This is a genomic window from Streptomyces sp. NPDC087428, from assembly GCF_044744085.1.
In the GTDB taxonomy this organism is placed as follows: domain Bacteria; phylum Actinomycetota; class Actinomycetes; order Streptomycetales; family Streptomycetaceae; genus Streptomyces.
Genome location: NZ_JBIUXR010000002.1, coordinates 461506 through 484808, shown reverse-complemented (window position 1 = coordinate 484808; position 23303 = coordinate 461506). Strand labels below are relative to the sequence as shown.

Sequence of the window (23303 nt, the reverse complement as noted above, 5' to 3'; positions counted from 1 at the left end):
CCTCGCCGGCACTCGTGGCAGCCCCGGTCCGCACACAGTCTGTCTCCTCGGGCGGCCGGGGCGGCAGCCGTTTTGACACCCGGCGGGGGTGTACCCAGCACCACCCCCGTGACCTCGCCCTACGTCACGGGGGAGTGGGTGTTCCAGCGGCTGGGGCGGCGGGCCCCGGGTTCCTAGATTCGAGGTGTCTTCTCCGACGACTACTTCCGACGACGACTTTCAGGGGGCGAACACGCCATGAGGCGCAATCTCGCGGCACGTATCGGTGTGTGGAGCACACACCACCGAAAGACGGCCATTCTCGGCTGGCTGCTCTTCGTCGTGCTCGCCGCGGGCATCGGCGGTGCGTCGGGCATGGTCGAGATGACCAACGCCGAGAACGGTGCGGGCGACTCGGCACGGGCCGAGCAGATCCTCTCCGACGCCGGCCTCAGCCACCGGGCGGGCGAGCTGGTCATGGTGTCGTCGGCCGAGCCGAACGGCTGGCGGACCGCGGCGCGGGAGCTGACCGCCGCCCTCGGGGAGACCGGCGAGGTGACGGGCCTCGCCGCTCCGGTCGCCTCCAGGAACGGCAAGGACGCGCTGATCACCTTCGAGATGAAGGGGGACGCCGCCACCGCGTCCGACCGGGTGCAGCCCGTCCTGGACGCCGTCGAAGGGGTCCAGGAGCAACGGACCGACGTCACGGTCCAGCAGTTCGGCGACGCCAGCGCCGGTAAGTGGCTCGGCGACCTGCTCTCCGACGACTTCAAGAAGGCCGAGTTCACCGCCGTGCCCCTGGCCCTGGGGATCCTGCTGGTCGCCTTCGGCGCCGTCGTCGCGGCCCTGCTGCCCGTCGGCCTCGCACTGACCGCCTGTCTGGCCGCCTTCGGTCTGCTGTCGCTCGCCAGCCACCAGCTGCACCTCTTCCAGACCACGTACTCCGTGATGTTCCTGATGGGCTTCGCCGTCGGCGTCGACTACTGCCTCTTCTACCTGCGGCGCGAGCGGGACGAGCGGGCGGCGGGCCGCGACGCCGAGACGGCGCTGCGGATCGCCGCGGCGACCAGCGGCCGGTCCGTCCTGGTCTCCGGGCTGACCGTCATGGTCGCGATGGCCGGCATGTTCCTGTCCGGACTGCTCCTCTTCAAGGGCTTCGCCATCGCCACGATCATCGTGGTCTTCATCGCCATGATGGGCTCCGTGACGGTACTGCCCGCACTGCTCTCCTGGCTGGGCGACCGGATCGACGCCGGACGCGTGCCCCTGCTCAACCGGCGGAGCAAGCGGGGTACGAAGAAGGAGAGCGGCCGGATCGCCGGAAAGCTGCTGCGGCCCGTGCTGTCCAGGCCGAAGCTCTTCGCCGCCGCCTCCGTCGTCGTCCTGCTCGTGCTCGCCGCGCCCGCCCTCGGTATGAAGACGGAGGAACTCGGCCTGGAGAAGCAGTTCGGCTCCCAGTCCGAACTGGCCGTCGCCTACCGCGACATCAGCGAGGCCTTCCCCGGCGGACCCGCCCCGGCCCAGGTGGTCGTCGAGGCGGACGACATCGGGGCGCCCGGCGTACGCAAGGCACTCGACGGCTTCGACAAGGTGGCCGTCCACCGGGCGCAGAACGTCGCGGAGATCGAGATCCCGCTGCCGCACGGCGAGAGCGACCTGACCGAACTGCGCGAGAAGCGGCTGCCGGCCGCGTTCGACGGAACGGGCGCCCGCGCCTATGTGACAGGTGAGGTGGCCGGGTCCACGGACTTCAACGACCAGCTGAAGCGCGGCATCCTGCCCGTCTTCCTCTTCATCACCGCGGTGACCTTCCTGGTGATGCTGTTCTGCTTCCGCAGCTACGTCATCGCCGTGACCGCGATCCTGCTCAACCTGCTCTCGGTGGCCGCCGCGTACGGAGTGATGGTCGCCGTCTTCCAGCACGGCTGGGGCGCCTCGCTGATCGGCTCTGAGGGCGTCGGCGCGATCGAGTCCTGGATGCCGCTCTTCGTGCTGGTCGTCCTGTTCGGGCTCTCGATGGACTACCACGTCTTCGTGGTCTCCCGGATCCGCGAGGCCCACGGCCGCGGTCTCTCCACCCCGGCCGCGATCGACGAGGGCATCCGGCGGACAGCGGGCGCGGTCACCGGCGCGGCCGTGATCATGGTGGCGGTGTTCGCGGTCTTCGGGACGCTGTCCATGCAGGACATGCAGCAGATGGGCGTCGGCCTGGCCGTCGCGGTCCTGCTGGACGCGACGATCGTACGGATGGTGCTGCTGCCCTCCGTGATGGCGCTGCTCGGCGAGCGGAACTGGCGGACCCCGCGCGGACTGTCCCGGCTGCCCGCCCCGGACCACAGCGAGCCGGAGCCGGAGCCCGGCCCCGCGGCGGACCCGGTGGTGACGGGGGTGCGCGGCTGACCCCGGACGAGCGAAGCGGGCCCCGGCCGCGGTACGTACCGCGGCCGGGGCTCGCGCGGGTGCGATCAGGGCGCGTACTTGTACCCGACGCGCCGCACCGTCTGGATCGACCGGCGGTGCTCGGCGCCCAGCTTGCGGCGCAGCCGGGCGATGTGGACGTCTACGGTGCGCCCGTCGCCCACGTGCCCGTAGCCCCAGACCGTGGTCACCAGCTGGTCGCGGGTGTGCACCCGGTTCGGGTGCGCCACCAGATGGGCGAGGAGCTCGAACTCCAGGTAGGTGAGGTCGAGCGTGTTCCCGTTCACCGCGGCGGTGCGCTGGACGGAGTCGATGTGCACCGGACCGGTCCCCGGGGCCTCCAGCAGCTCGGGCACCACGTACTGGGCGGCGCCGGCCGCCGCGGCGGTGAGCGCCGGCTGCTGGTCGGCGGGGACGAGCACCAGATAGCCGACCATCGGCGGCCGGCCCGGCAGCGCCGGCAGGGTGTGCTGGGGCGCGGGCAGCCAGGTCGTGCCCGGCGCCAGGAACGCGGCCACGTCGGCCGGCTGGAAGACCTCGTCCGGCGCGACGGCCCGCAGCCGGTGCCGGTTGGGGGAGGGAGGACGGGTGGGGGTGGCCGCAGCGGTCGCCGTCTGCGCTGCGGTGGCAGCGGCTGCGGCGGAGAAGGTGCGAGTGTTCGCCATGGGGGTCAGCTCTTTCGCGCGAAGGAGTCGTCTGTGGACGGACTTGCTGCGTGCGCGCGGACCGAAGACCGGGGTGAGCGGCTTTAGAGGGCCAGCGCGTTCAACGCGCGGCAACACACCCGGTCGAAGTCGTGATGCTGACGGGAAGGCCAGAACGGCTCTAGGTCGCTGCGACCTGTCGAGGTGTGCTGGAAGCTGGCCATGCCCCCATTGAACCAGAGAAGGCGACCCCGCAGCAGGCCTCTCTCACCCGTCGATACGGACCCTTTGCGTTACCTTCCTCACCTCGGGCACGGCAAGAGGCGCCCACCGGCAGTGCGGTGGGCGCCTCTTGCCAGTACGTGCCGCGGGATCAGACCTGCCCGGCCTTCTCCAGCGCGGTGCAGCAGGTGTCGACGATCAGCCGGGTGACGACGTACGGGTCGACGTTGGCGTTCGGGCGGCGGTCCTCGATGTAGCCCTTGCGGTCCTGCTCGACCTGCCACGGGATACGGACCGAGGCGCCGCGGTTGGAGACGCCGTAGCTGTACTCGTTCCACGGGGCGGTCTCGTGCAGACCGGTCAGCCGGTCGTCGATGCCCGCGCCGTAGTGCTTGACGTGGTCCATCGGCTTCGAGCCCTCGCCCAGCGACTCGCACGCGGTGATGATCGCGTCGTAGCCCTCGCGCATCGCCCGGGTGGAGAAGTTGGTGTGCGCGCCCGCGCCGTTCCAGTCGCCCTTGACCGGCTTCGGGTCGAGGGTCGCGGAGACGTTGAAGTCCTCGGCGGTGCGGTAGAGCAGCCAGCGGGCTATCCACAGGTGGTCGGAGACCTCCAGCGGGGAGACCGGACCGACCTGGAACTCCCACTGGCCGGGCATGACCTCGGCGTTGATGCCGGAGATGGCGAGGCCCGCCTTCAGACAGTTGTCGAGGTGCTTCTCGACGATCTCGCGGCCGAAGATCTCGTCGGCGCCGACACCGCAGTAGTAGCCGCCCTGCGCGGCCGGGAAGCCGCCCTCGGGGAAGCCGAGCGGCCGGTGGCCGTCGAAGAAGGTGTACTCCTGCTCGATGCCGAAGATCGGCTCCTGGCTCGCGAACTGCTCGGCGAACGGGCGCAGTCCGGCACGCGTGTTGGACTCGTGCGGGGTCATGTCGATGTGGAAGACCTCGCACAGGACCAGGACGTCGTCACCCCCGCGGATCGGGTCCGGGCAGGTGAAGACCGGCTTCAGCACCCGGTCGGAGGCGTGGCCCTCGGCCTGGTTGGTGCTCGATCCGTCGAAGCCCCAGATGGGCAGCTCCGCCACGTCGGACGACGGGGAACCGGGCATGATCTTCGTCTTGGAACGGAGCTTGGCGGTCGGCTCGGTGCCGTCGATCCAGATGTACTCAGCCTTGAACGTCACGGAAGCCATCCTTTGGGGGTGCTGCGGGTCTATGCAGCGCAGCTTCGCAAGACGCGATTTCCCGTCCGTTGCTCTCGTGTGAACCCCGTGTTACCGAGGTTTCCCGGACAAGACGGGACGGTTGCGAAGCCCCCCGGGCTCCCTCAGCCGCGGGCCCTGAGCAGCGACTCGAAGCCGGCCGCCCGGATCCGCCGCACCAGCTCCTCCTCGGTCGCGCCCAGCGCCACCGCCGCACGCGGGAGGTGCCCGGCAGGAACCGCCACAGCGTGAACGCCCCCATCCGGTACACCCGCTCGAAGCCGTACGAGGAGTCCAGCAGCTCCCGCGCGAACAGCGTGCCGTGCGCCCCGCGCCACGCCCGCTCCTGCTCCCGCGCGGCCGCCCGCAGACCGGCGAGCGTGTCCACCCCCGGCCCGTCCGCGATCCGCGCGCCGAAGGCGGGCACCGGGGCGCCGTACATCGTGTACTGGTGGACCAGCTCCCCGTACAGGTCCTGGACGAGCGACGCGTGCAGCAGGCGGTAGTCCTCGGGGCGCGGCACCACGAACGCCGCGGCGAGCGCGTCGGCCGCGTACACCATCACCCCGCACTTGCCGGGATGGATCTCGAACACCCGCAGCGCGTCGCCGAGACCGCGCACCGACCACCCCAGGTACGCGTCCTCCGCACGCGGCGAGAGGCCGTCGCGCAGCGCGTGGCGCGACCACTCCTCCCAGGCGGTCGACGGTCCGCCGAAGTGCAACGAGAGATAGCCCTCCAGCGCCAGGTGCAGCGGCAGGAAACGCAGCCGGTCGCCGGGCTGCCGCTTGGCCGTCCGGTGGTGGCGGTGGCGCGGCAGCCGTACCGTCCTGGGCGGGGTCCGCCCCGCGTCGCCGTGGGCCGCCGGCTGCGTGCCGTACGTGGCGGTCCCGGCACCCTCGCCCGACCAGTCGGCGACGAAACCGTGCGGGATGGACGAGGTGCGGTGGGTCCGCGGCCTCGCCTCCACGACCCCGCTCCCGCCGCCCGCGTGCACCTCGTGGTGCAGCCGGAGCCCCTCGACGGGCCTCTCGCGCACCAGCGGCACCAGCTGGATGCCGCCCCAGGCCTGCGAGGGGCGTGCGGTGAGCCCGGTCAGTTCGAGCGTGTTCACAGCGGGTCCCCTTCCCGGCCGGCCGTCACGAACCGGGCGACCCGCCGGTCCAGGTACGAGTGGAGTGCGGCGGGTCCGGTCCGGCCCTCGGAGAACCGCGCGATCTCCACCAGGGACGGCAGGTCCTCCGCGTCCCGGATACCGGCCGTCGGCACCCCCGGGGAGAGCCGCCGGACGTCGAAACCGTCCGCGTCGTATACAGGGTTCACATGGACCACCGCCGTACGCCGGTCCGGATCGAGCCTGGTCCGCCACACCCGCAGCACCTCGCCCGCGAGGCCGGGAGGCGCGTTGTCCCAGCCGTCCGAGACGATGACCAGCCGGTCGGGGCCGTACTCCAGGGCGTCCGGCACCCGGCAGCCGAGCGGCGTCGGACCCCGGGGCACGACCAGCAGCGGATCGCCGGCGCCGGTCGTCCACAGCGGGGTGTACGCGCCCGGCGCGGCCGGCGCCTCCAGCAGGAAGTGGCAGGCCGGCGCCACGGCGAGCGGCCGGCGCCGCTTCTCGCTGCCCGGTCGCGGTGATGGCGGCATAGACGAAGAGGAGCACGTCCTCGGCGGCGACAAGGTCGGCAAAGGTCTCGTTCGTCATGATGAATCCCCCGTGGTGTTCCGCGAGGCGGTACGCGCCAGCGGAAGCCGGCCGGGGAATGGGGGCGCGAGCAGCGAAATATTTGCTTTACAGGCAAGTCCCGGAAGTCGCACCGGAGTCCCGCGGCCGGCGCCGCCAACGTCACCGCCCGGCCGGGCACCCCGCCACCGCATTCGTTCGAGACCCCGGCCGCACCGGGCACACTTGTCCCATGACGACACCCGTGACCCCCCTGCGTATCGGCCTGGCCGGTACCGGGCCCTGGGCCCGCATGACCCAGGCCCCCGCCATCGCCGCGCACCCCGGCGCCGTGCTGAGCGGGGTGTGGGGCCGCCGGGCCGAGGCCGCGCAGGAGCTGGCCGCCGCCCATGGCGCCACCGCGTACACCGGTGACGCGGGGCTCGACGAACTCTTCGCCGCGAGCGACGCCGTCGCGTTCGCCCTGCCGCCGGACGTGCAGGCCCCGCTCGCCGCCCGCGCCGCGGCGGCCGGCTGCCACCTGCTGATGGACAAGCCCGTCGCCACGAGCGTCGCGGCCGCCCGCGAGGTCGCCGAGGCCGCGGAGTCGGCCCGGGTCGCCTCCATCGTCTTCTGCACGCTGCGGTTCGCCCCGGAGACGTCCGCCTGGATCGCCGAACAGAACGCGGTCGGCGGCTGGTTCACCGCACACGCCCACTGGATCGGCGCCCTGTGGGCGCCCGGCGTGGACAGCGAGTTCGCCGCGTCCCCGTGGCGCCACGAGAAGGGCGGCCTCTGGGACGTCGGCCCGCACGCGCTGTCCGTCCTCATCCCGGTGCTCGGCGACGTGACCCGGCTGACCGCGGCCCGCGGCCCCGCCGACACCCACCACCTCATCCTCCGCCACGCCTCCGGAGCCTCCAGCACGGTGACGCTCACGCTGGCCGCCCCGGTGGCGGCGGCCGGGGTGGAGGTCGAGCTGAGGGGCGAGCACGGGACCGTGGGCCTGCCCCGGTGGGACGGCGCCGTCGGCGCCTTCCGGGCCGCGGTGGACGCGCTGATCGAGTCGGTGCGCACGGGTGAGGCGCACCCCTGCGACGTACGGTTCGGGCTCCGGCTGACGGAACTGCTCGCGGAGGCAGAGGCGCAGGCGGGGGAGTAACGGCGCCCCCATTCGTCCGGGTGGGCTCAGCGACTCATGGCGTCCCGTACCGCCTCGTCCGTGCGCGCGACCACGGCCGTGCCGTCCTCGGCCGTGATGATCGGCCGCTGGATCAGCTTCGGGTGCGCGGCGAGCGCGGTGATCCACCGCTCCCGCGCATCCGCCTCGCGCGGCCACTCCCTGAGCCCCAGCTCCTTCGCGTCCGCCTCCTGCGTCCGTGTGATGTCCCACGGCTCCAGCCCGAGCCGGCCGAGCACCGCCCGGATCTCGTCCGGTGACGGCACGTCCTCCAGGTACCGGCGGACCGTGTAGTCGGCGCCCTCCGCGTCGAGCAGCCGCACCGCGCCGCGGCACTTGGAACAGGCGGGATTGATCCAGATCTCCATGGGGCCAACGGTACGGGATGGACCCCCGAAAACCCCTCTGGCCAGGGGCGATTGTCAGTGCGGGGCAGTAAAATGGGGGTAGTTCGTGAGCGTTCCACAGCGTTCCGCCACCGTGCGCCAGGAGGTTGCCCATGGCAGTTGCCGCCGTCACGACCAAGCCGCTCCACAAGCCCCTGCAGAAGAAGCCGCTCCCCGCCGGCCGCCCCCGTGAGTGGTACGTCACCCACAACCGCCGGCTGAAGGCGATGCGCCTGTCGATCGCCCTGCTCGACACGGGAGTTCACCACCCGTCGAGCGCGAGCAACGCCCGGATACGTACGACCGCCGAGCTGCTCGGCATCCACCCGCCGTCCGACACCACCTGCCGCATGGTCCGCGCGCTCATCCGCTACGGCCGCTGACCGCCGGCCACCGGTCCGACCGCTGCGCCCCCGGGAGATCCGGGGGCGCAGCCGCGTCTCCGTACCCGTTCAGTACCCGTCGCACGTGGCGGTGGCGAAGGCGCCCGAGGCCCGGTCGGTCCGCCGGGTGATGTCGTCCACCGTCACGGAGCAGGCGACGTCGCCACCGGACCTTCCGAGGCTGACGACGAACGAGCCGCCATTCATGAACCCCCTGGTCTCCAGCTCCCCGGCCCACGGCAGGGTCCGCAGGGTCAGCCGCCCGGTCGACAGGGCCTCGCCCTGCCAGCTGCTGTAGGTGAGGGTGACGTCCTCGGCGGTGCCGGTGACCTCGTACCTGATCCGCAGTCTCTGCGAGCTCTGTTCGGAGAGCCCGTGGGCCAGCACCGCGGAGACCGCGCCCGCGGCCAGGGCCAGGAGCACGACGGCCATCAGCAGCACCCACGGCCAGATCCGCCGCCGAGGGGGCTGCGGCCCGGCCGGTCCGTCGTCGGTCGGCTGCTCGCTCATGCCACCACCCTCCACGCTCCGGGCCCGCCCCGCGACCCCGCCTCCTCCCTCACCCGTCCGGCCCGCACCACATGCGCCCCCACCTGCCGCCGCCTTGACTTGGGGCGATGGACGACCGCTGGGAGGCGCGATGGCGAGGCGAGGCGTACGGGGCGCGGGGGCCGTGCCCTTGGCGGTCGACGACGTCCCCGCCAAGGGCACCAAGGACGCCGACGCCCGCAGCAACCGCGAGCTCGACGGCGACGTCAAGGCCGAGGTGGGCAGGGCGCTGCGGCACTGACCGCGAAGGTCCTCGCCGGACGCGCGGGCGTCGGCGAGGTCGACGTGTTCTCCAGCAGGTGCTGGGGCTGGGCGCCTTCGCCTCCGGCGCGGCCCTGCTGCCCATGACGGTCGCCACCATGATCATGATGGTCGTCCTGGCCCCCGGCCGATCGCCCGCTTCGGGACCGAGCCCCTGATCGTCATCGGTCTGCTGTCCCTCGCGGCAGGCATGCTGTGGCTGTCCTCCGCCCGGGTGGACGGCACCTTCTGGGCCGACGTCCTGCCCGCCTCCGGTATCGCCGACGCCAGTGAGGGCCGCTTCCCCGGATATGGGGAGCGGCCCTCACTGGCGTTGCCGGCATTTCTGAGATCGTGTCAGCGAATCGGCCGCGCGGCGCGCACCCGGTGCACCACGGCACGGATACCGGCCGGTGACAGACCCTGCTGCCTAGAGGTCGAAGTACAGCTCGAACTCGTGCGGGTGCGGGCGCAGCTGGATCGGGGCGATCTCGTTCGTGCGCTTGAAGTCGATCCACGTCTCGATCAGGTCGGGCGTGAAGACGCCGCCCGCGAGGAGGTACTCGTGGTCCGCCTCAAGGGCTTCGAGGACGGCCGGGAGGGACGTCGGGACCTGCTGGACGTTGGCGTGCTCCTCGGGAGCCAGCTCGTAGAGGTCCTTGTCGATCGGCTCCGGCGGCTCGATCTTGTTCTTCACGCCGTCCAGGCCGGCCATCAGCAGGGCCGAGAAGGCGAGGTACGGGTTGGACGACGGGTCCGGGGCGCGGAACTCGACGCGCTTGGCCTTCGGGTTGGAGCCCGTGATCGGGATGCGCATCGCGGCGGAGCGGTTGCGCTGCGAGTACACCATGTTGACCGGGGCCTCGAAGCCGGGGACCAGGCGGTGGTAGGAGTTCACCGTCGGGTTGGTGAACGCCAGCAGCGACGGGGCGTGCTTCAGGATGCCGCCGATGTAGTAGCGCGCCATGTCCGAGAGGCCCGCGTAGCCCTGCTCGTCGTAGAACAGCGGGTCGCCGCCGGCCCACAGGGACTGGTGGACGTGCATGCCCGAGCCGTTGTCGCCGAAGATCGGCTTCGGCATGAAGGTCGCGGTCTTGCCGTTGCGCCAGGCGACGTTCTTCACGATGTACTTGAAGAGCATCAGGTCGTCGGCCGCGGCGAGCAGCGTGTTGAACTTGTAGTTGATCTCGGCCTGGCCGGCGGTGCCGACCTCGTGGTGCTGGCGCTCGACCTGGAGGCCGTTCTTGTCCAGCTCCAGGGAGATCTCGGCACGCAGGTCGGCGAAGTGGTCCACCGGCGGCGTCGGGAAGTAGCCGCCCTTGTAGCGGACCTTGTAGCCGCGGTTGTTGTCCTCGGACCCGGTGTTCCAGGCGCCGGCCTCGGAGTCGATGTGGTAGAAGCTCTCGTTCGCCGACGTCTGGAAGCGGACGTTGTCGAAGACGTAGAACTCGGCCTCGGGACCGAAGTAGGCGGTGTCGGCGATGCCGGTGGAGGCCAGGTACGCCTCGGCCTTCTTGGCCACGTTCCGCGGGTCACGGCTGTACTGCTCGCCGGTGATCGGGTCGTGGATGAAGAAGTTGATGTTGACGGTCTTGTCGCGGCGGAAGGGGTCGACGCGGGCGGTCGACAGGTCCGCGCGGAGCGCCATGTCGGACTCGTGGATGGCCTGGAAGCCGCGGATCGACGAGCCGTCGAAGGCCAGTTCCTCGGTCGGGTCGAAGACCGCCGCCGGGATGGTGAAGTGCTGCATCACACCGGGCAGGTCGCAGAACCGGACGTCGATGAACTTGACGTCTTCGTCGGCGATGTACTTCTTCACGTCGTCGGCGTTCTGGAACATCCAACTCCTCCTACTCCCGGCCCGGGGCGGGACGGGGTTGCAGCTCGTTGTGCGGCCAGTGCGGTGGCACACGCTGGACCCGACCATAGGCAGACCGGATTTCTCAAGCATGACCCATTTGTTTCGCAGAAGTTAACCGGGCCGGGTGTGAGCGGCGCCTCGTGGCCGTGCTGCGACCGGTTCCGGACGGGTTCCGGGCCGGTTTCCGGGCCGTGTCCCGAGCGGCGCCGGAGCGGTGTCCTGAGGCGGCCTCCGCACCCGCCCGGCAGGGGTCCGGGACGGGCGCAGTACCGTGGTCGGGTGGACAACAGGCAAGTAATCGGATCCTGGCTCTCCGGGCCGCGTGCGGCAGCCGAGGACATGGGCGCCGACTTCGGGTACCGGGGCAAGCGGCTCGGGCTTCCCGAGCAGGGGCCGGGGGCCGTCGCGCCGCTCGGCCGCCGCTTCGGCGCGATCTTCGTCGACTGGGCCCTGTGCATGGTGATCGCATACGGGCTGTTCGCCCGCGGTGACCAGCAGGCGGCCGGCAACTGGGCCGTGGGGATCTTCCTCGTACTGAGCGTGCTCACCGTCGGCACCATCGGCTGCACGCCCGGCAAGCGCCTCCTGGGCATCAGGGTCGTCGCCGAGGGCGGCGGGCGGCTGGGTCTCGGGAGGGTGCTGGTGCGCAGCGTGCTGCTGTGCCTGGTGATCCCGGCCCTGGTCTGGGACCGTGACGGCCGGGGCCTGCACGACCGGCTGGCCCGCGCCGTGCAGATCCGCATCTGAGCCGGACGCGTCCGAGTGCCCGCGACGCCGCGGGCCACGGCGTCCGGCAGCTGAGACGGCATACGGAGACGGCACACGAAGAGGGCGGGCCGCGAACCAGGAGTTCGTGACCCGCCCTCTTCGTATGCCGTCTCCGTGCGTCAGCGCATCTTTCCGCCGCGCGGCATCCGCATACCCTTCGGCATCGGGCCCTTCGGCAGCGGCATGTTGCTCATCAGGTCGCCCATCGCGCGCAGCCGGTCGTTGGCGGCGGTCACCTGGGGGCCGGTCAGGACGCGCGGCAGCTTCAGCATCTTGGTGCGCACCTTCTTGAGCGGCACCTGACCCTCGTCGTTGCCGACGATGATGTCGTGCACGGGTACGTCGACCACGATGCGGGCCATCTTCTTCTTCTCGGCCGCGAGCAGGGTCTTCACCCGGTTCGGGTTGCCCTCGCCCACCAGCACGATGCCCGCCTTGCCCACGGCACGGTGGACGACGTCCTGGCTGCGGTTCATCGCGACCGCGGGGGTCGTGGACCAGCCGCGGCCCACACGGTCCAGCACCGCCGCCGCAGCGCCCGGCTGGCCCTCCATCTGCCCGAAGGCGGCCCGCTCGGCGCGCCGTCCGAAGACGATCGCCATCGCGAGGAGGGCGAGCACGAAGCCCAGGATGCCCACGTAGATCGGGTGGTTGATCAAGAAACCGATCGCGAGGAGGACACCGAAGGTGACGATTCCCACACCCGCGACGACAAGACCGATCTTGGTGTCGGTCCGCCTGGTCATCTTGTAGGTCAGAGCGATCTGCTTGAGTCGCCCCGCGTTCTCGGCGCTGTCCGCGCCTTCAGTGGATTTTGCCTTCCTCGCCATACAAGGAAGTTTACGTGGCCTAAGAACGGTGCTCGGCCACGGCCTCCAGTACGTACTCGGACTCGACCCGGTCCTTGGCCCGGCGGCGGTCCTCCAGGACCGCCGTCCAGGCGTTGCGGCGGGCGGTGCGCTGGCCGCTGCTCAGCAGCAGCGACTCGACGGCGCGGAGGGCGTTGGTGACGGTCGGAATGGCGGTGGCGCGTACCGGCGCGGCCTGCATCGTGGAAGTCCCCTCGGAACGGATGCGCGGACTGAGCGGCGCTCAGTGGGCGGACTGTGTTGCGCGGACTGGATACGGAAGCGGCGGGGCCAGCAGCCGGGAGGGCCGCTGTGCGCTGCGTGCATCCAGGGTCATTGCTCGGTGTTACCAGCGCATGACCGGTCGGTCAAACACCAATGAAACCTTGATATGAGCGGCGCGCACGTCGGCGCGGCCCATCCGCGCCTCCGACCTGCGAGGAGTGGATGGGCCGCGCCCGATCTGCTGTTACTGCTCAGTAACGTCTTGTGCTCGGTTTCACACGGACGTCTGCTGCGCGGCCGGTGCCGCGGCGGAGGCCGCACCGCGCCGCTCGACGGCCTGCTGGAAGAGCCGGCCGGCCCGGTAGGAGGAACGGACCAGCGGCCCGGACATCACGCCGGAGTAGCCGATCGCGTCGGCCTCGTCCTTGAGCTCCACGAACTCGTGCGGCTTCACCCAGCGCTCGACGGGGTGGTGGCGCGGGGTCGGCCGCAGGTACTGCGTGATCGTGATGAGCTCGCAACCCGCGTCGTGCAGGTCCCGGAGCGCCTGGCTGACCTCCTCGCGGGTCTCGCCCATGCCGAGGATCAGGTTGGACTTGGTCACCAGACCGGCCTCGCGGGCCCGCGTGATGACCTCCAGGGAGCGCTCGTACCGGAAGCCGGGACGGATCCGCTTGAAGATCCGCGGCACCGTCTCCACGTTGTGCCCCAGCACCTCGGGGCGCGAGGAGAAGACCTCGGCGAGCTGCTCGGGCTCGGCGTTGAAGTCGGGGATCAGCAGCTCGACCTTGGTCTGGCCGGCCGCCCGCTCCGCCGTCTGCGCGTGGATCTGGCGCACGGTCTCCGCGTACAGCCAGGCACCGCCGTCCTCCAGGTCGTCGCGGGCGACGCCGGTGATGGTGGCGTAGTTCAGGTCCATCGTGACGACGGACTCACCGACGCGACGGGGCTCGTCCCGGTCCAGCGCCTGCGGCTTGCCCGTGTCGATCTGGCAGAAGTCGCAGCGCCTGGTGCACTGGTCGCCGCCGATGAGGAACGTGGCCTCGCGGTCCTCCCAGCACTCGAAGATGTTGGGGCAGCCCGCCTCCTGGCACACCGTGTGCAGACCCTCGCTCTTCACGAGCTTCTGCAGCTGGTTGTACTCGGGGCCCATCTTCGCCCGGGTTTTGATCCACTCGGGCTTCCGCTCGATGGGGGTCTGGCTGTTCCGGACCTCAAGGCGCAGCATCTTGCGCCCGTCGGGTGCGACAGCGGACACTCCGGCACTCCCCTTTGCTTTCACTGCATTGGATTCTTCGGCGAACACCAGGGTACGCCCGTAGTTCATACGGCTTTACGTCTGCCCAACCTGTGGCCGGCAGGGGCTATTCCCGGAACGGTGCTCCGAGCGTCATGCCGTGGCCACGGCATCGGCCGCGCGCTCGATGGTGCGCGGGGCCAGTTCGGCGTGCTCCAGGACGTCCCTGAGGTGCTTCTCGACGACCGGGAGCACATCCGCGATCGTGAGGTCGCGGCCCAGCTCGTACGCGAGCGAGGTGACGCCCGCGTCCCGGATCCCGCAGGGCACGATCCGGTCGAACGAGGTGTTGTCCGGGTTCACGTTGAGCGCGAAACCGTGCATCGTCACGCCCTTGGCGACCCGGATGCCGATCGCGGCCAGTTTGCGGTCCTCGCGGCGCTGGCCGGCGTTGGACGGGGCGTACTCGGGGCCGTTCAGCCGGGCGTCGAACTCCTCGTCCCGGAGCCTGGGGTCGAAGTCGAGCGAGAGGCCGCCGATCGCCGGACGCTCCTCGACCGGGTCACCGAGCACCCAGACGCCGCTGCGGCCCTCGACCCGGCTGGTCTCCACCCCGAACTCGGCCGCCGTGCGGATCAGCGCCTCCTCCAGACGGCGGACGTGCGCGACGACGTCCACCGGGCGCGGGAGCTTCTGGATCGGGTAGCCGACCAGCTGGCCCGGCCCGTGCCAGGTGATCTTGCCACCGCGGTCCACGTCGATGACCGGCGTGCCGTCCAGGGGGCGCTCACTGTCGGCCGTGCGCCGGCCCGCCGTGTAGACGGGCGGGTGCTCCAGCAGCAGGCAGGTGTCGGGGACGGTGTCCTCGAACCGCGCCGCGTGCACCTCGCGCTGCTTCTGCCAGGCCTCCTGGTAGTCGACGGCTTCCTCGCCGAATCCCAGACGGACGAACCGAAGCTCAGTCACGGCAGCAGCCTTTCTTCTTGCGGTGCCGTGGACGGGGGGTGTCCCCGGCACCACGTCACCATGCACCGAATCGCGCCTCCCGCAACTGTACGACCGGCCACGGAACACCGGCCCGGCAGGTCACTCCCGTCAGCGTTCCCGCAATCCTCACACGATCGGATGAATGTGAAGCCAAGGTGGCCGAGGTCGCCCCGGAGGCCGCTAAATTCGCGCCGTTCCCTAGAGCAGGCCCTAGGGGCTGCCCGCCCGGCCCCGAAGGCAGGAGACCGTACAGCTGATGTCGGAACGACCTCCGCAGCGCACCCCCAACCGCCGACTCGCCTCGCTCATCGCCGAAGCCGGATTCTCCAACGCGGGCCTCGCCCGCCGGGTGGACCAGCTCGGCCTCGAACACGGCCTCGACCTGCGGTACGACAAGACGTCCGTGACCCGCTGGCTGCGCGGACAGCAGCCGCGGGGGACCACCCCGGCACTCATCGCGGAGGTCTTCACCCGGCGGCTCGGGCGCAGACTCTCCGCCCAGGACCTGGGCCTCGACGCCTGCGCCCCCGTCTACGCGGGCCTGGAGTTCGCCGCCACCCCGGCGGAGGCGGTCGACATCGTCAGCGGACTGTGGCGGAAGGACTCCGGCAGCCATGCGGAGCTGCGGAAGATCGCCTTCACCCCGGCAGGCCTGGTCGTCCCCAGCCGTGACTGGCTCATCGGCCGGGCGGACGAGTGGGTGGGGCGCGGCGTCGAGCCCGGAGCGGGCGCGCCCGGCGGACCGGTGCGGACCGGCGGTGGCGCTCCCGGCGCCGGTGCGGCCGTCCGGACCCACGGCGTCCAGACGGCCGGCGGGCCACGCGGGGCGTCCGGGCTGAACGGGACGTACGGCACCGGAGCGAACGGGTACACCGGGCCCGGTGGCCGGCCCGGTCTCCGGGGGCCCGTGCCGTCCCGGCCCCCCGGCGGTCCCGGCCCCGGGGGCTCCCTCGTACCGCCCGCCGTTCCCCGGCAGCGGCAGACGGACCGGGGCTCCGGCCAGCGGGTCGGCAGCGGCGACGTCGCCGCTCTCCGGTCGGTCGCCGATCTCTTCCGCACCCTCGACCACGCCTACGGCGGCGGCCACGCCCGGCAGGCCCTGGTCCGGTACCTGGAGCACGAGACGGAACCGATGCTGCGCGGCACCTACAGCGAGGCCACCGGCCGCCGGCTGTTCGCCGCCGCCGCCGATCTGACCCGCCTCGCGGGCTGGACCTCGTACGACATCGCCGCGCACGGGCTCGCCCAGCGGTACTTCGTCCAGTCGTTACGCCTCGCCCAGGCCGCCGGGGACCGGGCCTACGGCAGTTACGTCCTGATCACCATGAGCCGGCAGGCGGTCTACCTCGGGCACGGCAGGGAGGCGGTGCAGCTGGCGCGGGTGGCCCAGCAGGGCATCGGCTCGGCGGCGCCGAACGCGGTCCTGGCCCTGCTGCACGCGGTCGAGGCGCGCGGGCACGCGGTGCTCGGGGAGGCCAAGGCCTGTCTGGCCTCGCTGGCGCGGGCGGAACGCGCACTGGAGATCGCCCGCAACGGGGACGACGTGCCGCACTGGGCGCGCTGCTTCGACGAGGCCCAGCTCGCCGACGAGTTCGGCCACTGCCACCGGGACCTCCAGCAGTACCGGGCCGCCGCGCAGCACGCCGAGCGCTCGCTCCAGCTGCGCGCCCCCGCGTACGCCCGCAGCCGGCTGTTCTGCCGCGTCGTGCTGGCCTCCGCGCGGCTCGGCCTCGGTGAGCTCGACCAGGCCTGCCGGCTGGGCGCGGAGGCCGCTCAGCAGGCCGCCGAGATGCGATCGGTGCGCGCCACGGAGTACGTACGGGACTTCGAGCGCCGGCTCGAACCCTTCCGGGACGCCGCCCCCGTACGCGGCTACCGTGAGCGGGTTGCCGCACTCGGGTGATACCGGCGCCCAGGCCCTAGGCGGCCCGGGGGAGTGCGGTGGCGCTTCCGTATCCGGGCCGTACGCCCAGGTCGGTGAGGATCGCCTCGGCCGCGCGGCGGGCCGAGAACAGGGCCCCCTGGACCGTGCTCGTGTCGCGGTGGTCGCCGCACACGTACAGGCCCGCGAGCAGCCGGACCGGGCGGTGGGGGTCGTGCGGGGCCTTCATCGCGGGCACCGCCTCCGGGTCGTGGTGGACGGCCAGCAGCTCCCAGTCGTCGGTGGGGGTGCCGTACAGCGTGGCGAGACGGGCGCGGACCACACGGTCCAGATCGGGCGGCGGGGTGCCGAGCACCGTCGAGCTGATCAGGGTCCGGCCGTGCGGGGCGCGCGCCGGGTCGACCTCGCTCATCACCGCGGTGTGCGCGACCGGGCCCGCGCGGTCGGCGTCCAGCACCAGCGACGCCCCGCTCCGCGGGGGAGCGGGGGCGGTGTGGTGAAGCACCGTCACCTGGCGGAAGGACGGCACCCGCAGACCGGGCAGCAGTTCGGCGGCGGCGCCTGCGCCGGTGGCCAGCAGCAGTGAGCGGCAGCCCAGTTCGCCGTGCTCCTCGGTACGCACCGAGGTGATGTCGGCGGCCGTGACCCGCACCCCCGTCCGTACGGTGCCGGGCGGCAGCGCCGCCGCCAGCAGTTCGGGCAGCGTCCCTGAACCGCCCGACGGTACGCAGAGCCTGCCGCTCGCATAGCTGCGCAGGGCGAGATCGGCGCACCGGCTGGACGTGGTGAGTTCGGGGTCGCTGAGCAGCGCGGTGAGCAGCGGGCGCACGAAGCCGTCGAGCGTACGGGAGGACAGGCCGCGGCCGGACAGGGCTTCGAGCGCGGTCCGTTCGGGCCGGGCCAGTACGCGGGCCCGGGGGGTGGCGGCGAGGCGGGACAGCGAGGCGCCGAGCCTGGCGTGGTCGATCGCGCCGCCCATGACCCCGCTGATGGTCCCGCCCAGCGGCGCTCTGGGGGCGCCGGCGAGGGCACGCGCGGCCTTGAGCGCGCCCCGGGCGTTGCGCGCGCCCCGTGTGCCCCGGATCTCCCCGGTCCGGTAGCGGCGGCCCTCGCTGTGGACGAGCACACCGGGGGCGAAGTTCCGCAGGACGAGTCCGTCGAGTCCGGGTCCCGCGTACAGCTCCGGGTACGAGGTGTTGAGGAGCGGGCCGATGCGGTCGAGCCGGAATCCGTCCATCTCCTCGGTCACCATCCGGCCGCCGACCCGGGGGCCGGCCTCCAGGACGCTGACGCTCACTCCCGCACTGGTCAGTTGATGGGCCGCTGACAGGCCGGCGATCCCGGCTCCGATGATGACGACGTCCGCGTGGTGTGCCGTGCTGAGCACGTGCCCTCCCCGAGTCGGCGCAATGGGTGGGAGGCTCTTGCCCTCAACAGGCCACCGGAATGCGCGAGTTCGCCTTGAGGCTAGGAGGGCGGCCGGATATCGGCGCGGTCGCGCGCACCGGGGCACCGGGGCACGGGGTCGCACATCCGTCCGCGTCCTCCGGCGGGTGGGGTTCCTGGCGTCACGAGGGGCTTCAAGGGGCTCCCGGGGGCTCCCGGGAGCCTCCGGGATTCAGAGTTCGCGGTTTTCCGGGGTGGCGGCGGGACCGCCCCGTGGTTCGGGGCGGGCCGGATCAGCGCAGTGCCGCGCGGATGGCGGCGTCGATCCCGGGGAAGGCGAACGAGAATCCCGCGTCCAGCAGCCGCCCCGGCAGCACCCGCTGACTGCCCAGCACGTCTTCGGCGAAGTCGCCCAGGGCGATCCGCAGGGCCGGTGCGGGCGCGGTGAAGAGGGTCGGCCGGTGCAGCACCCGGCCCATCGCCGCCGTCACCTCGCCGTTGGTGACGGGGTCGGGGCCGGTCAGGTTCACCGCCCCGGACAGCTCCGGGGTGTCGAGGATGTGCCGCAGGGCCGCGATGTGGTCGTGCAGCGCGATGAAGCTCCAGTACTGCCGCCCGTTGCCCAGCCGCCCGCCGAGCCCCGCCCGGAAGAGGGGGAACAGCCGGCCCCAGGCTCCGCCCTCCCGGGCGACGACCAGCCCGGTACGGGCGTGCACGGTCCGTACTCCGGCCTCCTCCGCGGCGGCGGTGGCCTCTTCCCACTCGACGCACACCGACGGCAGGAACCCGTCGCCTGGCGGCGCGCTCTCGTCGACCGCCCGGTCCCCGGTGTCGCCGTAGAAGCCGATCGCGGACCCGGCCAGCAGCACCTTCGGCGGGGTGTCGAGCGAGGCGACGGCCTCCGCGACGGCGGCGGTGCCCAGCACCCGGCTGTCCCGGATCTCGCGCTTGTACGCCTCGGTCCAGCGGTGGTCGGCCACCCCGGCCCCGGCGAGGTGGACGACGGCGTCGCAGCCCACGAGTCCGGCCACGTCGACGCGACTCCGCTTCGGGTCCCACTCCACCTCGTCGCCCGACCGGGCCGGACGGCGGACGAGGCGGACCACCTCGTGCCCGTCGGCCCGCAGGGAGCGCACCAGGGCCGCTCCGATGAGTCCGGTCGATCCGGTGACGGCAATTCGGGAGCGCAGCATGGTGCCATCCTGCCGTACGGAGCGGTCGGAAGCGGGCGTGGCACAGTTGCGCGCATGTCCGAGACCCATGCCCACCAGGCCCACTCCGTCCGTCCCTCGGTCCTCGCCGACGAAGCCGCTCTCGGTGAGCTCGACCGATCGACCTGGTCGACGCTGCATGCCGTGTCGCCGAGGCCGCAGCCGCCGTACGCGCCGTTCTTCGACGACAACCACCGGCCGCCGGACTTCCTGGTGGCAGAGGTGCGGGACGCGGCGGGCGAGGTGCGGCTGGCCGGGTACACCAGGCTGGTCCCGCCGACCCCGTTGGCCTGCAATACGCACGTACGCCAGATACAGGGCCTGGCCGTGGCCGACTGGGCGCGCGGCCGGGGGATCGCCAGGGCGCTGCTGCGGGCGGCGACGGCGGTGGCGCGGAACCAGGGCGCCAACCGGATGACCCTGCGGGTCCTCGGGCACAACACGCCCGCGCGTGCGCTGTACGAGTCGGAGGGGTTCACCGTCGAGGGAGTGCTGCCCGGCGAGTTCTTCCTCGGCGGGCGCTATGTCGACGACGTACTGATGGGGCGCTCACTCGCTCCTTGAGCGGAGACCCTGAGCGGTGGCCCTGAGCGGAGGCGCTGAGTCGAGGCCCGAGCGGGGACGCTGAGCGGTGGCTCTCCGCTCAGGGCCTGAACAGCCCCATTCCGCCCGTGAGTTCGTGCAGGCAGCGCACCGCGAGGTCGGCGGGGGAGCCGGGTCCGGACGTCGGGGCGTCCGTCCCCGCCCAGGTCTCCAGCGCGACCCGTACCGCGTCCGTGGCGGCCGCGGCGGCGAGCCGGATCTCCAAGGGGTCCGCCCCGTCGCCCGCCAGCCGGGTCAGCACCGGCAGCAGCCGCTCCTCCGAATCCTGGTTGACCCGGTACCAGACCGCCCGCAGCGCCGGATCGTCCTGCGCCGCCCGCAGCAGCCCGCGCGTCTGGCCGAGCTGCTCCGTGGCCTGCTCGTCGGCCGGAGTGAGCGCCTCCGTGACCGCCCCTTCCAGGACCCCGGCGAGCGGGGTGCCCGGCTCGGCCGCCGCGAGCAGTGCCTGCCAGCGCTCGGCGCCGCCGGTGAGCAGCGGCCCCACCGCGTCCTGCTTCGAGCGGAAGTAGCGGTAGAAGGTGCGCAGCGCGACGCCCGCCCGGTGGGCGATGTCCTCCGCCGTGGTGCCGTCGGGCCCGCGCTCGGCGAAGAGCGCGGCGGCCGCACGGGCGATGTCCAGCTGGGTCGCGGCCTTGCGGCGTTCGGTGAGTGAGGGCTGCGAGGGGCTCATTCCCCGCAGATTACCCCGGCCGGGCCCGATCCGCACCGATCCGATGCACGCAATGCCGTCATGGCAAAACGTGCCACTACGGCGTACGGTGGACAGGAAATGAGATTGTCATCGGGGGATTCGAGATCGGGAGACCTCATATGAACCGCTACGAAGGCCGACGCGTACTCATCACCGGCGCGGGCTCCGGCATCGGACAGGCCACCGTCCACCGCGTCCTCGCCGAGGGCGGCCTCGTGGTCGCCGCCGATGTCAGCGAGCCGGGCCTGCGGACCACGTACGGCACCGCGCAGGCCCACGGCACCGCCGGCCGGCTCACCACCACCGTCCTCGACATCTCGGACGAGGCGGCCGTCCGGTCCGGTGTCGCCGCCGCCGTGGCCACCCTCGGCGGACTGGACGTGCTGGTCAACGCGGCGGGCATCCTGCGCTCCGAGCACACGCACAAGACGTCGCTGGAGTTCTTCAACAAGGTCATCGCGGTCAACCTCACCGGCACGTTCCTGATGATCCGTGAGGCGATACCGGCACTGCTGGCGGGCGACCGGCCGGCCGTCGTGAACTTCTCCTCGACGTCGGCGAGCTTCGCGCACCCCTATATGTCGGCCTACGCGGCGAGCAAGGGCGGCATCCAGTCGATGACCCACGCGCTGGCCGCCGAGTACGGCAAGCAGGGGCTGCGCTTCACCGCCGTCGCGCCCGGCTCGATCTCCTCCGACATGACCAGCGGCAACGGCCCGGGGCTCCCGGCCGACGCCGACATGTCGCTCTTCGCGAAGCTGGCCCCCGCGCTGGGCGAGGGCTTCGCCAGCCCGGACACCGTGGCGGGCGTCGTCGCGATGCTCGGTTCGCAGGACGGGGCGTTCATCACCGGTACGGAGATCCGCATCGACGGCGGCACCCACTACTGACCGGGACCGCGGACGGGAGCGGTACGGCTCAGACGCCGCCGAACCGCTCCTGGAGCAGCGGGAAGCGCTCCGCCAGGGCCGCGTCGTCATCGAGGCTGAACGGGGTGCCCTCCGGGTCCGCGGGCCGGGGCGGCAGCCCGAGGTCCGGCGCGACCACGCCGGTGAGCTGCTCGTACGCCTCGTCGGCGGCGTAGCCCAGCTCTTCGGCGTCCCCGTCCAGCTCCTCGTCGAACTCGTCGAGGAGCTCGGCGAGGTTGTCCGGATCGTGCACGGCGCCCTCGAAGACCTCCCGGCCCTGGCCGATCAGCCAGTAGCGGAAGTAGTCGAAGGCGTCGTCGTTCGCCCCGCCGAGCAGGAGGGCGGCCGCGCCCCACAGGTCCCAGCGGTAGGCGCGGTTGTAACGGGCCTCGAAGTGCCGGGCGAAGTCCAGCACGGATTCGGGATCGAGCTGCACCAGCCGTTCGACCAGCAGGTCGGCGTGGTCCTCGGGATCGCCGTCGGCGGCCTCGCGGGTGCTGTCGATGAGCTCCCAGAATTCCGTCTCGTCCATCACGGGTCCAGCATCGGCCCTGGCGGCGGGCGACGCACGCGGAGACACCGAAATGAAGCCTTACGACCTCACTCGCGGCCGTTACCGGCTGTGCCGGTAGAGCGAGTGCAGCCGTTCGGCGGCGTCGGCGAAGCGCGTCCGCAGCGCGGCCGGCTCCAGGACCTCCAACTCCGGTCCCAGCGAGAGCAACTGGCCGTAGGCGACGTCCAGGGACTCGACCGGCAGAGTGACCGTCACCCGTCCGTCGGCCCCGGGCGGTCCTGCCGCGTCCAGGGCCTCCAGGGCGGCGACGCGGTCCACGGTGTGCGGCAGCCGGGCGGCGGCCGCCTCCGAGAGGCGCAGCGTCACCTCGGTACGCAGGAGCGACCGGGCGAACCGCGCCGCGTGCTCAGCCCAGAACCCCGGCAGATCGAAGCCCTCGTCGCGGACGAAGCGGGTGTCCGACACGGCTACGGCGGTGAACCGGTCGATCCGGTACACCCGGAAGTCGTCCGCCGCGCGGGCGCAGAGGTACCAGACCCCGGCCTTGAGCACGAGCCCGTACGGCGACAGCTCCCGCTCCGCCTCGGTGTCCTGACCGGCTCGCCGGTAGCGCGCCAGCACTGTCCGGTCGTCCCGGACCGCCTCGGCGACGGCGGGCAGCAGTGCGGGGGTGACCGGCTCCCGGTACCAGCCGGGCGCGTCCAGGTGGAAGCGCCTGCTGACCCCGGTGGAGGCGTCCCGCAGGGCGGGGAGGAGGGCCGCCGACACCTTGAGCCGGGCGGCGGACGCGGCGTCCTCCAGGCCCATGTCGCGCAGCGCGGAGGGCAGGCCGGAGAGGAAGAGCGCCTCGGCCTCGTCACGGGCGAGACCGGTGAGCCGGGTGCGGTACCCGCCGATGAGCCGGTACCCGCCCGCACGCCCCCGCTCCGCGTAGACCGGGACCCCCGCCTCGGAGAGCGCCTGGGCGTCCCGGGTGACGGTCCGCTCCGACACCTCCAGCTCCTGGGCGAGCTCGGCGGCGGTCATGGCGGGGCGGGACTGCAGGAGCAGCACCATTCTGATGAGCCGGGCAGCACGCATGCGGCCATTGTGGCCGCGGTACGGGGTGCGCGTTCCTGCGGCCCGGGGCGGTGGGCCGCAGACGCCGGCCGGGCCGGGTCCGGCCTCAAACGCCGGCCGGGCTTGAAAGACGGCCGCAATCGCCGGCCGGGCTCGAAAGATGGCCGCAAACGCCGGACGGGCTCGATGCGCGCCCGGCGGAAGAATCAGGCCCGTCCGGCGATTGAGGACAGAGCCTCCGCCGGACGGGCCTGA

General features: G+C 72.2%; 22 protein-coding genes and 3 pseudogenes. 9 read left to right on the top strand and 16 right to left on the bottom strand.

The features are described from left to right. Positions 1–237 precede the first annotated feature (237 nt). Positions 238–2379 carry an MMPL family transporter gene (locus tag ACIO3R_RS05920; RefSeq protein WP_402103666.1) on the top strand — a complete coding sequence of 714 codons (2142 nt, stop codon included), beginning with the start codon at positions 238–240 and terminating at the stop codon, positions 2377–2379. A gap of 65 nt (positions 2380–2444) precedes the next feature. On the opposite strand, the gene ACIO3R_RS05915 is transcribed toward ACIO3R_RS05920, so the two are convergent. The 4 genes and pseudogenes from ACIO3R_RS05915 to ACIO3R_RS05900 form a co-directional block, all read right to left on the bottom strand. Then, a complete protein-coding gene (locus tag ACIO3R_RS05915) occupies positions 2445–3062 on the bottom strand; it encodes a winged helix-turn-helix domain-containing protein (RefSeq protein ID WP_385033763.1) in 618 nt (205 codons plus the stop codon). A gap of 352 nt (positions 3063–3414) precedes the next feature. Continuing rightward, positions 3415–4449, bottom strand: coding sequence for a glutamine synthetase (gene glnII, locus ACIO3R_RS05910; protein WP_402104222.1), 1035 nt, complete (start codon positions 4447–4449; stop codon positions 3415–3417). After that, positions 4436–5581 (bottom strand): annotated as a pseudogene (locus ACIO3R_RS05905) (ARPP-2 domain-containing protein); the annotation flags it as partial. The gene glnII and the pseudogene ACIO3R_RS05905, both read right to left, overlap by 14 nt. Continuing rightward, a pseudogene (locus ACIO3R_RS05900) lies at positions 5578–6087 on the bottom strand (hypothetical protein); the annotation flags it as partial. The pseudogenes ACIO3R_RS05905 and ACIO3R_RS05900, both read right to left, overlap by 4 nt. Before the next feature lie 296 nt (positions 6088–6383). Between ACIO3R_RS05900 and ACIO3R_RS05895 the strand changes: the two are divergent. After that, entirely contained in the window at positions 6384–7292 is a 909-nt protein-coding gene (locus tag ACIO3R_RS05895) for a Gfo/Idh/MocA family protein (protein ID WP_385033759.1), read from the top strand. A gap of 26 nt (positions 7293–7318) precedes the next feature. Here the strand turns inward: ACIO3R_RS05895 and ACIO3R_RS05890 are convergent, their stop codons facing one another. Continuing rightward, entirely contained in the window at positions 7319–7678 is a 360-nt protein-coding gene (locus tag ACIO3R_RS05890) for an arsenate reductase family protein (protein WP_385355539.1), read from the bottom strand. 131 nt (positions 7679–7809) lie between these two features. On the opposite strand from ACIO3R_RS05890, the gene ACIO3R_RS05885 reads away from it, so the two are divergent. Beyond that, positions 7810–8079 carry a hypothetical protein gene (locus ACIO3R_RS05885; RefSeq protein WP_363029396.1) on the top strand — a complete coding sequence of 90 codons (270 nt, stop codon included), beginning with the start codon at positions 7810–7812 and terminating at the stop codon, positions 8077–8079. Positions 8080–8148: 69 nt separating this feature from the next. Here ACIO3R_RS05885 and ACIO3R_RS05880 read toward each other — a convergent pair whose 3' ends face one another. After that, entirely contained in the window at positions 8149–8589 is a 441-nt protein-coding gene (locus ACIO3R_RS05880) for a hypothetical protein (protein WP_385033753.1), read from the bottom strand. A 130-nt stretch (positions 8590–8719) separates the two neighbouring features. On the opposite strand from ACIO3R_RS05880, the gene ACIO3R_RS05875 reads away from it, so the two are divergent. Then, a complete protein-coding gene (locus ACIO3R_RS05875; protein WP_402103659.1) occupies positions 8720–8869 on the top strand; it encodes a hypothetical protein in 150 nt (49 codons plus the stop codon). Between the two features lie 49 nt (positions 8870–8918). Next, positions 8919–9151: pseudogene (locus ACIO3R_RS05870) on the top strand (MFS transporter); the annotation flags it as partial. A 147-nt stretch (positions 9152–9298) separates the two neighbouring features. Here ACIO3R_RS05870 and glnA read toward each other — a convergent pair. Further along, entirely contained in the window at positions 9299–10708 is a 1410-nt protein-coding gene (gene glnA / locus ACIO3R_RS05865; protein ID WP_385033747.1) for a type I glutamate--ammonia ligase, read from the bottom strand. Positions 10709–11008: 300 nt separating this feature from the next. Here glnA and ACIO3R_RS05860 point away from each other — a divergent pair, with 300 nt between their 5' ends. Then, positions 11009–11476: an RDD family protein gene (locus tag ACIO3R_RS05860; protein WP_402104220.1), complete on the top strand. Its 468-nt coding sequence runs from the start codon at positions 11009–11011 to the stop codon at positions 11474–11476. Positions 11477–11616: 140 nt separating this feature from the next. Here the strand turns inward: ACIO3R_RS05860 and ACIO3R_RS05855 are convergent, their stop codons facing one another. The 4 genes from ACIO3R_RS05855 to lipB form a co-directional block, all read right to left on the bottom strand. Next, the gene (locus ACIO3R_RS05855; RefSeq protein WP_385033741.1) at positions 11617–12327 is read right to left on the bottom strand and encodes a DUF4191 domain-containing protein; all 711 of its coding nucleotides are present in this window, start codon (positions 12325–12327) and stop codon (positions 11617–11619) included. 19 nt (positions 12328–12346) lie between these two features. Next, positions 12347–12547 (bottom strand): hypothetical protein, encoded by a 201-nt coding sequence (locus tag ACIO3R_RS05850; RefSeq protein ID WP_123470220.1) that lies wholly within the window; start codon positions 12545–12547, stop codon positions 12347–12349. A 297-nt stretch (positions 12548–12844) separates the two neighbouring features. After that, positions 12845–13828, bottom strand: coding sequence for a lipoyl synthase (lipA, locus tag ACIO3R_RS05845; RefSeq protein WP_385033737.1), 984 nt, complete (start codon positions 13826–13828; stop codon positions 12845–12847). Positions 13829–13960: 132 nt separating this feature from the next. Then, positions 13961–14773, bottom strand: coding sequence for a lipoyl(octanoyl) transferase LipB (gene lipB / locus ACIO3R_RS05840; protein WP_363029413.1), 813 nt, complete (start codon positions 14771–14773; stop codon positions 13961–13963). Between the two features lie 277 nt (positions 14774–15050). Between lipB and ACIO3R_RS05835 the strand changes: the two genes are divergently transcribed. Further along, on the top strand, positions 15051–16697 hold the full coding sequence (locus ACIO3R_RS05835) for a regulator (protein ID WP_402103654.1): 1647 nt from the start codon (positions 15051–15053) through the stop codon (positions 16695–16697). A gap of 16 nt (positions 16698–16713) precedes the next feature. On the opposite strand, the gene ACIO3R_RS05830 is transcribed toward ACIO3R_RS05835, so the two are convergent. Next, entirely contained in the window at positions 16714–18063 is a 1350-nt protein-coding gene (locus ACIO3R_RS05830; RefSeq protein ID WP_385033731.1) for an NAD(P)/FAD-dependent oxidoreductase, read from the bottom strand. A 292-nt stretch (positions 18064–18355) separates the two neighbouring features. Then, positions 18356–19255, bottom strand: coding sequence for a TIGR01777 family oxidoreductase (locus tag ACIO3R_RS05825; RefSeq protein WP_385033728.1), 900 nt, complete (start codon positions 19253–19255; stop codon positions 18356–18358). A gap of 54 nt (positions 19256–19309) precedes the next feature. Here ACIO3R_RS05825 and ACIO3R_RS05820 point away from each other — a divergent pair, with 54 nt between their 5' ends. Continuing rightward, positions 19310–19837: a GNAT family N-acetyltransferase gene (locus tag ACIO3R_RS05820; protein WP_385354522.1), complete on the top strand. Its 528-nt coding sequence runs from the start codon at positions 19310–19312 to the stop codon at positions 19835–19837. Positions 19838–19916: 79 nt separating this feature from the next. On the opposite strand, the gene ACIO3R_RS05815 is transcribed toward ACIO3R_RS05820, so the two are convergent. Then, on the bottom strand, positions 19917–20546 hold the full coding sequence (locus ACIO3R_RS05815) for a TetR/AcrR family transcriptional regulator (protein WP_402103649.1): 630 nt from the start codon (positions 20544–20546) through the stop codon (positions 19917–19919). A 140-nt stretch (positions 20547–20686) separates the two neighbouring features. On the opposite strand from ACIO3R_RS05815, the gene ACIO3R_RS05810 reads away from it, so the two are divergent. Next, on the top strand, positions 20687–21457 hold the full coding sequence (locus ACIO3R_RS05810; protein WP_402103646.1) for an SDR family NAD(P)-dependent oxidoreductase: 771 nt from the start codon (positions 20687–20689) through the stop codon (positions 21455–21457). Between the two features lie 28 nt (positions 21458–21485). On the opposite strand, the gene ACIO3R_RS05805 is transcribed toward ACIO3R_RS05810, so the two are convergent. Then, a complete protein-coding gene (locus ACIO3R_RS05805) occupies positions 21486–22007 on the bottom strand; it encodes a DUF4240 domain-containing protein (RefSeq protein WP_402103644.1) in 522 nt (173 codons plus the stop codon). A gap of 81 nt (positions 22008–22088) precedes the next feature. Further along, complete coding sequence (locus ACIO3R_RS05800; protein ID WP_402103639.1) at positions 22089–23069, bottom strand: helix-turn-helix transcriptional regulator; 981 nt, start codon at positions 23067–23069, stop codon at positions 22089–22091. Positions 23070–23303 lie beyond the last annotated feature (234 nt).